This is a genomic window from Nocardiopsis sp. CNS-639, from assembly GCF_000381685.1.
In the GTDB taxonomy this organism is placed as follows: Bacteria; Actinomycetota; Actinomycetes; order Streptosporangiales; family Streptosporangiaceae; genus Nocardiopsis; species Nocardiopsis dassonvillei.
The window spans coordinates 47,567-61,585 of record NZ_KB906873.1; the positions used below are offsets into that span (position 1 = coordinate 47,567).

Below are 14,019 nucleotides of genomic sequence, written 5' to 3' on the forward strand. Positions count from 1 at the left end.
AACCTCTGATTGAGAGCTGCGACCCATCGCTTCGTTAAGGCTTTGACGGTGAAGTGCTCCACGGACCACGAAGTGAACCCTCGTGTGTGGAGCAGGTGAACAGGTTGAGCACTCATCAGCGGATCTGGGTCGGCATCGACGCAGGCAAGGGCCACCACTGGGCAGTAGCCATCGATGCTGAGGGCTCCCGGCTGCTCTCGCGCAAGGTGGTCAACGACGAGGCCGAGATCCTCGACCTGATCGCCGACGTGTGCGGCCTGGCCGATGAGGTGCGGTGGGCGGTGGACATCTCCAGCCGACCCTCCGCGCTGCTCCTGGCCCTGCTGCTCGGGCACGACCAGGAGGTGGTCTACATCCCCGGACGGACGGTCAACCGCATGTCCGGAGCCTTCGCCGGCGACCACAAGACCGACGCCAAGGACGCCCAGACCATCGCCGAGACCGCCCGGATGCGGTCCGACTTCCGTGCCCTGGAGCTGGCCCCGGACCTGGTGGGCGAGCTGGCCCTGCTCACCTCCTACCGGGCCAACATGACCGGCGACCGGGTGAAGATGATCAACCGGCTGCGCGAACTCCTGGTGGGGATCTGCCCCGCTCTGGAGCGCTCCTTCGAGTTCCGCAAGCGCCCCGGTCTGGTGTTGGTGAGCGGGTACTGCACCCCCTCCGCTCTGCGCCGTATGGGCGTGGGGCGGCTGACGGCGTGGTTGGCCAAGCGCGATATCCGCAACGCCTCCTACTTCGCTCACAAGGCGGTCGAGGCCGCCAAGTCCCAGACCACGTCGCTGCCGGGTGAGAAGCGGGCCGCCGCGCTCGCCTCTGATCTGGCCCGGCAGATCCTGGACCTGGACGAGCGGATCAAGAGAATCGACCGGGAGATCGCCGATGTCCTGGGCCAGGACGAGCGCGGCGCGATCATCCAGTCCATGCCGGGGATGGGGCCGTTGCTGACCGCGGAGTTCATCGCCCTGGCCGGGGACCTGTCGGCGTACCGGGACGCCGGGCACCTGGCCTCGCACGCGGGCATCGCCCCGGTGGCACGGGACTCAGGCAAGCGGACGAACAACAACCGCAGACCCCGGCACTACAGCCGCAGGCTGTGCCGCCTGTTCTACCTCTCGGCGCAGTCGGCGTTGCTCAGGCCGGGAGCCTCGCAGGAGTACTACCGGCGCAAGCGAGCCGAGGGGATGATTCATCCTCAGGCGGTGTTGTGCCTGGCCAGGCAGCGGATCAACGTGTTGTGGGCGATGCTGCGGGACGGGCGCCCCTACGCTCACCCGGTTCCAGGGGCGGCTTGATCTGGTGAGCAGGACGGCAACGGATCGTCCGATGGTGGAAACACCCACGCCGCGTGAACGCCATGTGTAGTGTCATCATCACTATCCGTCGCTCCTGAAAGGGTATCGTGGCTACTGACGGCATCACCCCGGGCAAGCACTACCACCTGGTCAACGTCCACCAGGACCGAGGGCTCACTGTCCGGGTGCACACCAGCTGGGACTGGGTCATCACACGCGCTGGCGAAGGCGACCACGGCGCGTCGGTCGTCTTCGAGGCCAACGACGGCGGCGGATACGTGATCCGGTCCTCGTGGAGCAACTATGGGGAACACGTCTACTGGACGTGGGCCGAGAACGGCATCTACCTCGACAAGTACGAGCCTGCTTCCCTCTGGCACACCATTCCGACAGCCAACGGATTCGGGCTGTTCAAGCACCAGAGCGACCAGTTCCTCTACTCGCCCGGCGGCGACCAGTACGTCAAGACCGCCGACTGGAAACAGGCCAGGACGGCGGAGATCCTCGAGGTGGACGTTGAGGAGATGGTGAGTGAAGACCCCGAAGCCAGGAAGCGCTTCGAGTTCAAGGTGATCCCCGCCTGACCAGCCCTGTTCAACGCGCGCCTGGGCAGGTTCCCCGTGGGGTGAGACGGGGAACCTGATCCCTCATCCTGGCGAGGTTGACTCAGACATTGAGATGCCCCGTAGTAGGCCTTGCGCAGGCTCGTCAGGTCGCGCCGGGCGAAGTCGGGGTGGCCCGCCATCGCCACCCACAGCGTGGGCGCGGCGAAGAAGGCCCGGTGTCCGGCCGTCTCGATCCGCTCCAGCAGGTCGGCGGGGTCGGGCGCCTCCGCCAGGGTGTTGCGCGCCCCGACCGCCAGCCACGGCATGAGGAAGACGTGCATCTGCGCGCTGTGGTACAGGGGCATGGCGTGCAGGGGCTCGTCGTCGGCGGACAGGTCCAGGCCCACCACGCAGGACAGGTACTCGTGGACGAGCGCCCGGTGGGTCATCATCGCGCCCTTGGGGCGGGAGGTGGTGCCGGAGGTGTACAGCAGCTGCACCAGGTCGGTGTCGCGGACACCGGCGTCCAGTTCGGGCACCGGCCCCTCCAGGCTGTCGGCGAGCAGCGAACCGGGGCCCTCGCGCAGCTCCAGCACCTGTTCCACGCCGGTCCCGTCGCGCAGCGCGTCCACGGCCGGGCGCAGGGCGGGGTCGGTCAGGACGATGGTGCTGCCGGACTGCTCCAGCAGGTAGGCCAGCTCCTCCCCCTGGAGGGCGAAGTTGACCGGCACGTGGACTAGCCCCGCCCGGGCGCAGGCCAGGAACCCGATGAGGTAGGCGTCGGAGTTCCTGCCGTAGGCCGCGACCCGGTCGCCCCGGACGGCGCCGAGGCCGAGCAGGCGTGCGGCGGCGCGGGTGACCGCGGCGTCCAGGTCGGCGTAGGTCCAGGAGCGCCCGCCGAAGACCAGCGCGGTACGCCCGGGGGTGCGCGCCGCGCTGCGCCGGAGGATGTCGTCCACGGTGCTGGATGTCGTCGAACCGGTCATGTCCTGCCTCCCGCCCGTCGGTACGGCCCCTGGAGCCGTCGGCAGGACCCATCCTGTGGCGCACGGGCCGCACTGGCAACACCCGGCGGAGGAAACAGGCCCTCGGAGGGTGCCCGCGCCCCCTCGCGGTCCGGCAGCGCGTTCCCCCTCCCGCCCTGTCCGGAGACCGCGTTCTCCCGCTCCGCACGGCCGCGTCCGACGTCCGCTTCGGCGGGCGGGCCCCGCCGCGCCCGCGCGGTCCCGCCCGCCGCAGCGGGTCAGCTCTTGAGAAACTCCAGCAGGTCCTGGTTGAACCTCTCCTTGTCGCCCGGCACGAGGGCGATGCCGTGGGAGCCGCCCTCGTAGACCTTCAGGGTGGCGTCCGGGATGATCCGCGCCGACTTGCGGCCGGTGGCGTCGATCGGCACGACCTGGTCGTCGTCGCCGTGCACCACCAGGGTCGGGACGTCGAAGCGGCGCAGGTCATCGGTGAAGTCGGTGTAGCCGAAGGCGTCCACGCAGCGCACACCGGCCTCGATGGACTGGTGCATGGCCATGAACCAGAAGGCGTCCTTGTTGCCCTGCGTGACCTTGTTGCCGGGGCGGTTGGCGCCGAAGAAGCCCTCCGCGGTCTCCCTCCAGAACTGCGAGCGCTCCCTGATGATGCCGTCCTTGATCCCGGTGAGGACCTCCTCGGGCACCCCCTCGGGATTGGTGTCGGACCTGACCATGATCGGCGGGACCGCGGACAGCAGGACGGCCTGGCGCACGCGCCGGGTGCCGTGGCGCCCGATGTAGCGGGCGAGCTCGCCGCCGCCCATGGAGTGGGCCACCAGCGTGACGTCCTGGAGGTCCAGGTGGTTCATGAGGTCGTTGAGGTCGTCGGCGAAGGTGTCGAAGTCGTAGCCGCTCCAGGGCTGGCCGGAGCGACCGTGGCCGCGGCGGTCGTGGGCGAGGCCGCGGAAGCCGTTGTCGGCCACCCACTTCATCTGGTCCTCCCACGCGTCGGCGTTGAGCGGCCAGCCGTGGATGAACACGACCGGTCGGCCGCTCCCCCAGTCCTTGTAGAAGATCTCGACGCCGTCGCGGGTGGTCACGTAAGCCATGGGAACCGTTTCCTCCTCCTCGTGCGGACGGGGCTTCACCCCGGGTCGCGCCGTGCTCACCCACTGAACGGGGCGCACGGGCCACGACCCGATTGCCCTCACCTCCGAGCTGCGAAAACCGGGGTTCCACAAGCATGGAGCAGGCTTTACGAGAGTGCGGCGGCGCCGGGGGCCCGACCCTCCCCCCGCGGGAGGACGGGGCGGTGCGCGCACGCGGCCGCGCCCTTGCCAGGCGAGATCCCATGGCCCTACGTTGTCCGTTGTCGTGCAACCACCGGGCGGGAGCAGCATGAGGATTCTTGTCGTGGGAGCCGGAGCGGTCGGCGGCTACTTCGGAGCGCACCTGGTCCGGGCGGGCCGGGACGTGGACTTCCTCGTCCGCCCCGCACGCGCCGCGCTCCTGGGCGAGCACGGTCTGCGCGTGCGCGACGTGCGAGGACGTGTGGAGGCGCTCCCTGTCCGAGCGGTCACCGCCGACCGGGTGGGCCCCGACTACGACCTGGTGATCGTGGCCGTCAAGTCGTACGGGTTCGACGACGCCCTCAAGGACCTGTCCCCCGCCGTAGGCCCGCGGACCGCGGTGCTGCCCTTCCTCAACGGCATGCGCCACATCGACGCCCTGGTCGAGCGCTTCGGCGCCGACCGGGTCTACGGCGGCGTGGCCATGGTGATGACGCGTCTGGGCGAACGGGGGGAGATCGTCCAGGTCGGCACCATGGGCGAGCTGATCTACGGGCCGCTGGGCGAACACCCCGTCGTCGCACCGCAGGACGTGCACGCCGCGCTGGACACCGGGGACCACACCGCCACCTCCGCCGCCGACATCCGCCAGGAACTGTGGGACAAGTGGGTGTTCCTGGCGACCCTGGGCGCGTGCACCTGTCTGATGCGCGGCCCCATCGGCCGGGTCAACAGCGCGCCCGGCGGCCAGGAGTTCACCGCGGCGGTGTTCGCCGAGGCCATCGCCGTGGCCACCGCCTCCGGCCATCCGCCGGGCGAGGCGGCCCGGAAGAGGGCCGACGCGATCATCGCCGACACCACCTCCTCGACCACGACCTCCATGTACTGGGACCTGACCCGCGGCAACCCGGTGGAGGCCGACCACATCGTCGGCGACCTGGTCTCCCGGGGCAGAGAGCTCGGCGTGCCCACACCGCTGTTCTCACTGGCGTACACGCACCTGAGCGTCTACGGGGCGGGTCGCGGGTAGGCTGCCCCGTCCGCCGGGCCGCCGCTGACCCCGGCCCCCTCGGGCACGGACTCCGGCTGAGAGGCGGCGGCTCCGGCGGCTCGCTGGACCCGCCCTCCCCCGAGCGGGGAGGACGGGGCGCGGATCAGAGCAGAGCGCGCAGGGTCTCACCGACCGGGGTGGTCGGTCGGCCGATGAGCCGGGACAGCTCTCCGGTGATGGCGGACAGCTCGCCGTCGCGCGTGTTGGTGTCCAGCGCGGCCACGAAGCGCGCGGTGCCCTCGTCCAGTCCGGCCCCGGTCAGGGCCGCCACGTGCTCCTCGGTGGTCAGGTCGCGGTAGACGACCTCGCGGCCGAGCAGTTCGCCCAGGGTCGCGGCGAGGTCGTCGTAGGTCCACGCGGTGTCGCCGGAGAGCTCGTACACGGCGCCCGCGTGCGCCGCCGGGTCGCGCAGCACGGCGGAGGCGGCCTCGGCCAGGTCGCGGCGCGAGGCGCTGGCGGTACGGCCCCGGCCCGCGCTGCCGACGAAGGCGCCGGTGGCGCGGGCCTGGTCCAGCTGCTGCGCGAAGTTCTCGTTGTACCAGCCGTTGCGCAGGATCGTGTACGCCAGCCCGGAGGCGGTGACGAGTTCCTCAGTGGCCTTGTGCTCGGGGGCCAGGACCAGCGTGGTGTCGGTGGCCCTGGGCGCGCTGGTGTAGACGATGTGCCCGACCCCTGCCTCCGCGGCGGCATCGATCACGGCGCCGTGCTGACGCACCCGCTCACCGATCGCGGTGCCCGAGACCAGCAGGAGGGTGTCGGCTCCCTTGAGGGCCTCCCCCCACGAGGCGGGCTCGTCGAAGTCCGCGTGGACGGTGCGCACGCCCCGTCCGGCGAGGTCGGCCAGCCGGGCGGTGTCGCGCGCGGTGGCGGTGATCCGCCCCGCCGGAACGCCCCGGTCGAGGAGGTCCTCGACGACGAGGCGGCCGAGGTGGCCGGTGGCACCGGTGATGACGACGGACATGGGTGCTTCCCTTCGTTGCGGCCGGGCGTTCCGGCCGTCCAGGCGTCCCAACCCACCCGCTCACCGGCACATTCCAAAAGTCGGGTGCCCACCTTTTGGTAAGTTGGGTTCCATGAGCGTGCCGTCCGGTTCCCCGCCCCCTCCGCGCGGGCAGGTCCTGTCCGCCGACTGCCCCTCCCGGCGGTTGTTGGCCGGTATCACCAGCAAGTGGGGGGTCCTCGTGCTGGTCTCCCTGTCGCACGGGCCGCTGCGCTGGAGCGAGCTGCTGCGCGCGATCGGCGGGATCAGCGAGAAGATGCTCGCCCAGACCCTGCGCACCTTCGAGGCCGACGGACTGGTGTTGCGCGAGGCCAGGCCGGTGGTGCCGCCTCACGTGGAGTACCGCCTCACCGGTGACGGCCGCGAGGTCACCGACCTGCTGCTGCCGATGGTGGAGTGGGTGCAGGACCACGTCGGTGACGTGCGGGCCCCGTCCGCTGGACGGGACGGGGGCGACGGACGCGGCCCCGCCCGGACCGAGGGCCCCGCGAGGCCGCGTTCGCGCTAGCACCCCGCCCGCGTCCGGCCCCGTTCCACCCCGTCCGCGGTAGTGCCCGTCCCCGGCAGGGCCCCGCTGGAGCGCCTGTCCGCCCCGGACCCCGGCTCAGCGCTGGGCGGCGGGTCGGACGATGATCTCGTTGACGTCCACGTCCGCGGGCTGGTCGAGGGCGAACGCGATCGCCCGGGCGATCGCGTCGGCGGGCAGCGCGTTGCGGCGGTAGGTGCGCATCGCCTCCCGCGCTCCCGGGTCGGTGATGTGGTCCGCCAGCTCGCTCTCGACCACGCCCGGGGAGACCGTGGTCACCCTGATGCCCGGGTCGAGTTCGAGCCGCAGCCCCTCGGTGATGGCCCACGCGGCGAACTTGGTCCCCGAGTACACCGCCGACGTGGGCACGACCTCGTGCGCGCCGATCGAGGCGACGGTCACGAAGTGCCCCGAGCCCTGGCGCTGGAAGTGCGGGAGCGCCGCGGCCACACCGTGCAGCAGCCCCTTGACGTTGACGTCGACCATCCGGTGCCACTCCTCCACCAGCAGCGCGTCCATCCGGGACAGCGGCATGACCCCGGCGTTGTTGACGAGGGCGTCCACGCGCCCCCGCTCGCGCACGGTGGCGTCGAGCGCCTCCCGCACGCTGTCGGGGTCGGTGACGTCGAGGCCGCGGTGCTCGGCGCTGCCGCCGGAGTCGCGGATCCGCTGGACGAGTGCGCGCAGGCGCTCCTCACGCCTGGCCCCGAGCACCACGTGGTGCCCCTCGGCGGCCAGGCGCAGCGCCGCGGCCTCGCCGATCCCGCTGCTGGCCCCCGTCACCACGATCACCTTGCGGGCCGTCTCCCGCGCCTGGTCGCTCATGGCCTCGGCCTGGTCGTTCATGGCCGTCCTCTCCCTCGGTTGACCGGACGCGTCCCAGTCTGGGCGGGTCGCCGCGGGCCAGGAAGACCGCGCCGTTCCTGGGTGGAGCGCACCCAGGAACACCGGGCCGCGGAGCCCTACCCTGGTCGCATGGACTCCCCTTCGCTCGGCGACTTCCTCCGGAGCGCACGCGCGCGGCTCACACCGCGCGCGGTGGGCCTGCCCGTCCACGGACACCGCCGCGTCGCCGGACTGCGACGCGAGGAGGTGGCGCTGCTGGCCGGAATGAGCGCCGACTACTACACGCGGCTGGAACAGGGCCGCGAGACCCACCCCTCACCACAGATCCTGGACGCGCTCGGACAGGCCCTGCACCTGGACGGCGACGGCCGCCTGCACCTGTACCGGCTCGCCGGGCTGGTTCCGAGACCGGAGGCGCCCGCCCCCGCCGAGCGCGCCGACCCCTCTCTGCTCGGCCTCATGGACGCCTGGCACGACACCCCGGCGCTGGTCCTGGGCCGCGCCTACGACGTGCTGGCCTGCAACCCCCTGGCCGAACAGCTCTTCCGGGGCTTCCCCTTCTCACGGAACCTGGTGAGGACGGTGTTCCTGGACCCCGCCTCCCGCGCGTTCTACCCCGACTGGCAGGCCGTCGCCGCGAACACGGTGGACGGCCTGCGCCTGGCCGAGGGCGCCTGGCCCGACCACCCCCGCGTCCGCGAGGTCGTCGAGGAGATGCAGGCGGAGAGCCCCGACTTCGCCCGGCTGTGGCGGCGCAACGGCGTGCGGGGCAAGAGGCTGGAGACCAAGCGCTTCGCCCACCCGGAGGTGGGCCCGCTGGAGCTGAGCCTGCACGCCTTCGACGTGCGGTCGGCGCCGGGCCAGGAGCTGGTGGTCTACCACGCCGAGCCGGGTTCGGTCAGCGCGCAGTCGCTGTCCCTGCTGGGCACGCTGGCGGCCGAGGCGGCGCGGCCCCGGAGGCCGTAGCCGGGAGGGGCGGCAGTCCGTCCGGGCGGAGAGGGCACGAAGCCGGCAGGGGGCGCCGGGGACCGGTCCTCACGGACCGGCTCCCCGGCGCCCCGCTCCCGGCAGCGCTACCCGGGCGGGGTACGAGACCAGGTAGCCGTCGAGGAAGCGGGTGGGACCTCGTACGGTGGCGCGGTGCGGCGACCGTGCGCCCGGGGGCTCTCCCGGCACCGCTCCGGCCGAACGGAGGGGCGTACGCGGCGGTCAGTTCCCGGACAAGGCGATCCTGACCAACTCGTCGCGCGGCGGACCGTAGTCGCGGAAGATCCCGTCGAAGGCCGAGCAGGTCATGAGGGCCGGGGTCCGGATGCCCCGCATGGACATGCACAGGTGCTCGCCGCGACCGATGACGGCGACGTCGTTCGTGTGGGCCACCTTGGAGACCTCCTCGGCGATGTCGCGCACCAGGCGTTCCTGGACCTGGAGCCGGTGCGCGTGGCGGTGGGCGATCCGGGCGAACTTGGACAGCCCCAGCACGCGTTCGTCCGGCCTGTAGGCGATGGTGAGCACGCAGGAGAAGGGCAGGAGGTGGTGTTCGCACAGCGACCACACGGTGACGTCGGAGACCATGACGATCTGTCCGTCGGTGTGCAGCGGGAAACTGGTCTCGACCCGGCCGGCCTGGTAGTCGCTGAACTCCCTCCACCATCGGGCGAAGCGCTGCGGGGTGTCCCGCAGCCCACTGCGGTCCGGGTCCTCACCGATCTCGATGAGGAGCCGCCGTGCCACGTCCTCCAGCGGATCGCGCACGGTGGAGTCACGAGGTAGGTCTGCCAGCGTCATACGCCTCTCCGATCGCCCCACAGCATGATGTGCAGTCTGGTGGTCAGATTCCAACCGCGGGCCATGACGGGATCCCGCAACCGGACGAGGGACCTGTCCAGTGCCGCCCGGGTCCGCCCTTCCGGCATCACCCAGACCGGACCGATGCCGTACCGTTCGACGAGCGTCCCGACCTCGTCGAGGTCGGCCTCGGTACGGCAGACGAACTTGAAGGCGGTTCCCGGCACCGCGGCGAGGGCCGCCAGAGCCGGTCCGACGATGCGCCTGTCCTCCGGGTCCCCCGAGTGGGCCAGTTTCGGTGACACGTTGAACCTGACCGACTCCGCCAGACGGGGTTCGGGGATGACCGTCCCATTGGTCTCGACCTCGATGTCGTGACCCGAGTCCCGCAGGTCCCGCACCAGCGGAAGGAGCCTGGCCTGTTGGTTCAGCGGTTCACCGCCGGACACGACGATCAGGGGGACCCCGTAGGCGACCAGGCGGTCACGGACCTGCGGGTAGGGGACCGCTCTCAGCTCCTTCTTGGGGTCGTAGGCGACCTTGCCGTCCCCCAGACCGGTCCAGTCCCAGGTGTAGGGGGTGTCGCACCAACGGCAGGAGAGGTTGCACCCGCCCAGCCGTACGAAGGCGCAACGGCGCCCGAGTGAAGGCCCTTCTCCCTGGATGGTTCAAGTAGGACCGAATATCTCGTTCACTACAAGACTCGGCGTTCCCACGGCCTCACCTCCTTTCGCGTCGCATCCCGCAGCCCCGCTCGCGACCGACGCCCCGCCCCGCCGAGAGCCCGCCTGCGGCGGGAGGGCGCCGGTTCCGCGACGCACCCGTGGTCGTGCGGGCGGTGGGGCCGACGGGCGGGGTCGGGACGGTCGATGCGGTGACTCGTCGAGGGAGCGGACTGTTTCGGGATGTCCGGGGTCAATCGGTTGGCCCCCTTGCTCCCAGGTTCGCCCAGGCGCGCACGGAGCGCATCACGGTGGTCACCGAGAGATCCGGGATCAGGGTGCCGAGAAGCGTGTGACGCCGTCGAGGTACTCGGTGGGGTCGGGGAGGCCGGCCTCCTGGAAGGCCTCGCGGCGCTCGTAACAGGTCCCGCACGTACCGCAGTGGATGTCGCCTCCCTTGTAGCAGGACCAGCTGTGTTCCAGGGGCGCTCCGAGGCGCACGCCGTGCCGCGCGATGTCGGCCTTGGACCATGCCATGAAGGGGGCCTCGACGCGCGGCGCGGCGAACCCCTCGTTGGCCACCCCCACCAGGTGGCGCAGCGCGTCGACGAAGGCGGGACGGCAGTCCGGATACACGAAGTGATCGCCGGAGTGCATGCCCAGGGCCACGGTGCCCGCCCGTCTGGCCACCGCCACCGAAGCCGCGAGGTTGGCCAGCACGGCGTTCCGGTTCGGGACGACGGTGTCGCGCATGGACTCCTCCGCGTAGTGCCCGTCGGGCACGTCCACCCGGGCGTCGGTGAGGGCCGAGCCCCTGAGCAGGGGCCCGAACCCCGCGATGCCCAGGATGTGGTGTTCCGCGCCGTAGTGGCGGGCGACGGCCCGGGCGGCGTCGACCTCCTTCCCGTGCCGCTGCCCGTACTCCACCGTCACCGCGACCAGTCGGAACCGCAACGCGGCGAAGTGGGCGAGCAGTGTCGTGGAGTCCATCCCGCCGGAGAACACCACGACCACGGTGAAGGGGTCCCCCCCGATCTCGTCTCGCGGTGTGTCCTGTCCTCGCATCGGCGTCTCCGTCCACACATGGGGGCGATCCGGCAGCCGGGTGGTCCCCCGCCCGGGGCGCCCGTCCGGTGGTTCCACTCTCGGGCGCGCACGTCGGTGTGGCATCACGGACCGCGACCGAAGTGTTCGCGCGTCCCACCGCAGTCCCAGGCTCCGGCTCACTCCCCGCCGACGAGGATCTCCCACCTTCCGGGGCTGCCGAGGATCTTGCCGAACTCTCCCCTCCCGGAGATGCCCAGCTTGCGGTAGGCGCTCGACAGGTGCAGCTCCACCGTGCGGCGGGTGATGTGCCGACGTCCGGCGATCGTCTTGTTGGCCTGGCCCAGCAGCGCGTCGATGAGGATCTGCCGTTCGCGCGGGGTCAGTGCGAGAATGCCCCGCACGGAGACGTCGTGTGAGGCACGACACGCGTCCAAGGCCACCAGCTGGACCCGTACCCGGTCGGCGAGGTCACGCGCGCCCTGGCCGGCGGCCAGGCCGGCCGCACGGCTCAGGGCCGCCACGGCCTCCCCGTGGCGGCCCGTCCGCGCCAGCACCGTGCCCAGCTCCGCCGTGGTCCGTGCGGTTTCGAGGTCGTGTCCGGTGCCCTGGAGCAGGTCGACCGCCGCGCTCAGCGCCTCCGCCGAAGCGGGCTCCTCGGCGAGCGCGCCCCACACCCGCAGCGCGCGGGCCTGCTCCTGCGGCGAACCGGTCGCCTCCGCGAACTCCACCTGTCGGCGGGCGTCGCGCACCGCCTCGTCACGGGCGCCCGCCCTGGCCAGGAGGAGGGCGCCCTCGCTCCGCCAGCAGAGCGTGCCCGGCCCCCGGACCCCCGCCGCGTCGCGGCGTCGGATGACCTCCAACAGGTCCTCGACGCCGTGGGACAGGGCGCCCGCCTTGATCCTCAGCCGCGCTCGGGCGAGTGGCACGTCGGCGTCGTACCACGCGGTCGGCGGGTGGCCGTCGTGGTGGTGTCGGCGCAACAGCGCCTCCGCCGCGTCCGGGTCGCCCAGGTCCAGGTGGACGTTGGCCAGGAGGCCGACCAGGCGGGTCCGGAGACCGCTGTAGCCGTGACCACCGCGGGCGGGCAGTTCCGAGAGCTGCTTCGTGAGCGTGTGCCGGGCCGCGGACAGGTCGCCCGCGGCGTAGGATCCCGTCGCCTCGGTGAGCCGGACCGCCGTGCCCACCCAGCGGGGCAGCCGGTCCGGATCGGCGACGAGCGAGCGCCGACGCGTGGACGCCTCCGCCTGGAGACCACAACCGACCAGCACCGACAGGGCGGCGGGCAGGGCGGGCGGTTGGAGCAGGAGGTCGTCGAGGTCGTGGTCCAGGGCCTGCCTCACGTCCGCGAGCGCGACCGACGGCGGCCCGCCCAGGAGGTAGGAGGAGAAGGCGTCGATGGCCGTGACGGCGGGAGGGCGAGGCACGTCGTCGGGGACGGGAGCCCCTTCGACCGGACGGGCGGCCGTCGGCTCGGGCGTCAGGGACCGGCCGTGGGTGAGGAAGGTCCGCGGCCAGTCCTCCCGCTCCGTTCCGGCGACGGCCTCCCGCACCGTCCGCAGGACGGCGGACGCGTCGTCGCCGCGTTCGCCCTCGCAGAGCGTCGCGCCGATCAGGCCGAGCAGACGGCGACGGACCGCGACGTCGGTGGTGCGACCGAGCGCCTCCACCGTGGCGCGCAGGCCGCCCTGTCGGTCGAGTGCGATCCGGGCGGCCGCCAGTTCGGGGGCGACACCGGGCCACGCGCCCGTCCCCCCGGCCTGGACGGCCTGCTCCAGGTAGCGCACGCGGTCCCGCGCGGTCGTGTCGGGGAGCCGTGCGGCCGTGATCAGGGCGGTGGACGACCACGGGGCGTCCAGGGGCACCGTCGACTCCGCGAGGTGACGGGCCACCCGCCGCTCCGCGCCGGGTCTGCGGCGCAGGAAGGCTGCGGCGGCCAGGTGCGCCGCGTTGCGGCTCATCACGGTCATGGAGGCGAGCAGCGCGGTGTGGAGCGACGGGTGGCGCAGCGTCACCGCGTGGTCGTCGGTGACCAGGCGCATCCGAGCCAGGAGGTCGAGCGCGGCGAGTGTTTCCGCGAGCCGGGTTCCGCTGAGGTGCGCGACCAGAGCGGGGGCGGCCTCACCGGAGGCCGACGCGACGACGACCGCCTCGGCGACCGCCCGGGCCCGCGGGTCGAAGCGGTTCGCCCGGCCGATCATCGCGTCGGCCACGGAGGGGAGCGCGGCGCTTCGCAGCTCGGCCGGTGAGCGCACCGGGGACTGGCGGGCCCGGATCCAGTCGCACAGGGCCCGCGTCAGGAACGGGTTGCCGGCGGTGGTCTCGTGGGACGCCGTGACGAGGTCCGCGTCGAGCCGGCGGCCCAGCCGCTCGTGCATCAGCGCGCCGGTCTCCTTCTCCGACAGCCCGCGCAGGGTGATGGTGCGGGCGCCGGACAGCAGGTCGGCGAGTTCGGTCGGCGCCGCGGCCGGTTCTCCGCTCCGGATCGAGGCGACGAGCGTCACGGGAAGGTGGGCGACGTCCCGCAGGACGCCCCGCAACCGGACCAGGGACTCGGGCCCCGCCTGGTCGACGTCGTCCAGCGCGATCACCAGGGGGGCGTCCCGGGTCAGCACCTCCACCAGCTCCCGGGGGCCGGCCGGTCCGCCTCCCGCTCCCCGGGCGTGTGCGGTCCCGGCGCGGGCGCACGGGGACGCGGTGGTAGCCTCCTCCCCCTCCTCGGCGGGGTGTTCGTCGGCGGCCGGGGCCAGGGCGTCCGTGAGCGCGGTGACCAGGCGGTTCACGTGCCGGGAGCACGCGATGTGCACCGCGGGACCGGCGCGGGACGGTGTGGGGCGGCACACCAGGGAGAGCAGGGTGGTCCGCCCCACCCCGGGCTCTCCCGTCACCACGTGACAGGTGAGCCCCGTACGACGGCTGTGTTGACGGGCCGACAGCAGCCTCGTGAGCGGTTCGGTCCTGCCCACGATCCCGCCGCGCCGCGTCCGGGGCTCGGGCATCCTCATCCTCGC

Annotated in this window: 12 protein-coding genes and 1 pseudogene; 5 read left to right on the forward strand and 8 right to left on the reverse strand. The window is 72.4% G+C overall.

Features of this window, described 5'->3' with window-relative positions; genetic code table 11:
- Positions 1-104: 104 nt before the first annotated feature.
- Entirely contained in the window at positions 105-1,295 is a 1,191-nt protein-coding gene (locus G011_RS0123970; RefSeq protein ID WP_026338600.1) for an IS110 family transposase, read from the forward strand.
- Positions 1,296-1,402: 107 nt separating this feature from the next.
- On the forward strand, positions 1,403-1,879 hold the full coding sequence (locus G011_RS31885; protein WP_155979829.1) for a hypothetical protein: 477 nt from the start codon (positions 1,403-1,405) through the stop codon (positions 1,877-1,879).
- Positions 1,880-1,971: 92 nt separating this feature from the next.
- Here the strand turns inward: G011_RS31885 and G011_RS30215 are convergent.
- Positions 1,972-2,826, reverse strand: a pseudogene (locus tag G011_RS30215) (AMP-binding protein); the annotation flags it as partial.
- A 257-nt stretch (positions 2,827-3,083) separates the two neighbouring features.
- Entirely contained in the window at positions 3,084-3,911 is an 828-nt protein-coding gene (locus tag G011_RS0123980; protein WP_013153435.1) for an alpha/beta fold hydrolase, read from the reverse strand.
- A gap of 289 nt (positions 3,912-4,200) precedes the next feature.
- On the opposite strand from G011_RS0123980, the gene G011_RS0123985 reads away from it, so the two are divergent.
- Positions 4,201-5,121, forward strand: a complete 921-nt coding sequence (locus G011_RS0123985; protein WP_026338601.1) for a ketopantoate reductase family protein — start codon at positions 4,201-4,203, stop codon at positions 5,119-5,121.
- A 124-nt stretch (positions 5,122-5,245) separates the two neighbouring features.
- Here G011_RS0123985 and G011_RS0123990 read toward each other — a convergent pair whose 3' ends face one another.
- Entirely contained in the window at positions 5,246-6,103 is an 858-nt protein-coding gene (locus tag G011_RS0123990) for an SDR family oxidoreductase (RefSeq protein WP_019610686.1), read from the reverse strand.
- A gap of 112 nt (positions 6,104-6,215) precedes the next feature.
- On the opposite strand from G011_RS0123990, the gene G011_RS0123995 reads away from it, so the two are divergent.
- Positions 6,216-6,650 (forward strand): helix-turn-helix domain-containing protein, encoded by a 435-nt coding sequence (locus G011_RS0123995; protein WP_026338602.1) that lies wholly within the window; start codon positions 6,216-6,218, stop codon positions 6,648-6,650.
- Positions 6,651-6,746: 96 nt separating this feature from the next.
- On the opposite strand, the gene G011_RS0124000 is transcribed toward G011_RS0123995, so the two are convergent.
- Entirely contained in the window at positions 6,747-7,514 is a 768-nt protein-coding gene (locus G011_RS0124000; RefSeq protein ID WP_019610688.1) for an SDR family oxidoreductase, read from the reverse strand.
- A 129-nt stretch (positions 7,515-7,643) separates the two neighbouring features.
- Here G011_RS0124000 and G011_RS0124005 point away from each other — a divergent pair, with 129 nt between their 5' ends.
- On the forward strand, positions 7,644-8,480 hold the full coding sequence (locus tag G011_RS0124005; RefSeq protein WP_019610689.1) for a helix-turn-helix transcriptional regulator: 837 nt from the start codon (positions 7,644-7,646) through the stop codon (positions 8,478-8,480).
- A 243-nt stretch (positions 8,481-8,723) separates the two neighbouring features.
- Here G011_RS0124005 and folE read toward each other — a convergent pair whose 3' ends face one another.
- From folE to G011_RS0124025, 4 genes are all read right to left on the reverse strand, one after another.
- Positions 8,724-9,302 (reverse strand): GTP cyclohydrolase I, encoded by a 579-nt coding sequence (gene folE / locus G011_RS0124010; protein WP_026338604.1) that lies wholly within the window; start codon positions 9,300-9,302, stop codon positions 8,724-8,726.
- Positions 9,299-9,967, reverse strand: a complete 669-nt coding sequence (locus G011_RS0124015) for a 7-carboxy-7-deazaguanine synthase QueE (protein ID WP_026338605.1) — start codon at positions 9,965-9,967, stop codon at positions 9,299-9,301. Before G011_RS0124015 ends, folE begins: the two co-directional genes overlap by 4 nt.
- 330 nt (positions 9,968-10,297) lie before the next feature.
- Positions 10,298-11,029, reverse strand: a complete 732-nt coding sequence (gene queC / locus G011_RS0124020) for a 7-cyano-7-deazaguanine synthase QueC (RefSeq protein ID WP_019610692.1) — start codon at positions 11,027-11,029, stop codon at positions 10,298-10,300.
- 158 nt (positions 11,030-11,187) lie between these two features.
- Complete coding sequence (locus G011_RS0124025; RefSeq protein WP_026338607.1) at positions 11,188-14,007, reverse strand: AAA family ATPase; 2,820 nt, start codon at positions 14,005-14,007, stop codon at positions 11,188-11,190.
- Between the last annotated feature and the right edge of the window lie 12 nt (positions 14,008-14,019).

What these genes read in the sequence shown, in the direction of transcription:
- G011_RS0123990 (WP_019610686.1), bottom strand. Translation starts at nt 6,103, where the DNA reads ATGTCCGTCGTCATCACCGGTGCCACCGGCCACCTCGGCCGCCTCGTC.
- queC (WP_019610692.1), bottom strand. Translation starts at nt 11,029, where the DNA reads ATGCGAGGACAGGACACACCGCGAGACGAGATCGGGGGGGACCCCTTC.
- G011_RS0123980 (WP_013153435.1), bottom strand. Translation starts at nt 3,911, where the DNA reads ATGGCTTACGTGACCACCCGCGACGGCGTCGAGATCTTCTACAAGGAC.
- G011_RS0123995 (WP_026338602.1), top strand. Translation starts at nt 6,216, where the DNA reads ATGAGCGTGCCGTCCGGTTCCCCGCCCCCTCCGCGCGGGCAGGTCCTG.
- G011_RS0124025 (WP_026338607.1), bottom strand. Translation starts at nt 14,007, where the DNA reads ATGCCCGAGCCCCGGACGCGGCGCGGCGGGATCGTGGGCAGGACCGAA.
- folE (WP_026338604.1), bottom strand. Translation starts at nt 9,302, where the DNA reads ATGACGCTGGCAGACCTACCTCGTGACTCCACCGTGCGCGATCCGCTG.
- G011_RS0123985 (WP_026338601.1), top strand. Translation starts at nt 4,201, where the DNA reads ATGAGGATTCTTGTCGTGGGAGCCGGAGCGGTCGGCGGCTACTTCGGA.
- G011_RS0124000 (WP_019610688.1), bottom strand. Translation starts at nt 7,514, where the DNA reads ATGAACGACCAGGCCGAGGCCATGAGCGACCAGGCGCGGGAGACGGCC.
- G011_RS0124005 (WP_019610689.1), top strand. Translation starts at nt 7,644, where the DNA reads ATGGACTCCCCTTCGCTCGGCGACTTCCTCCGGAGCGCACGCGCGCGG.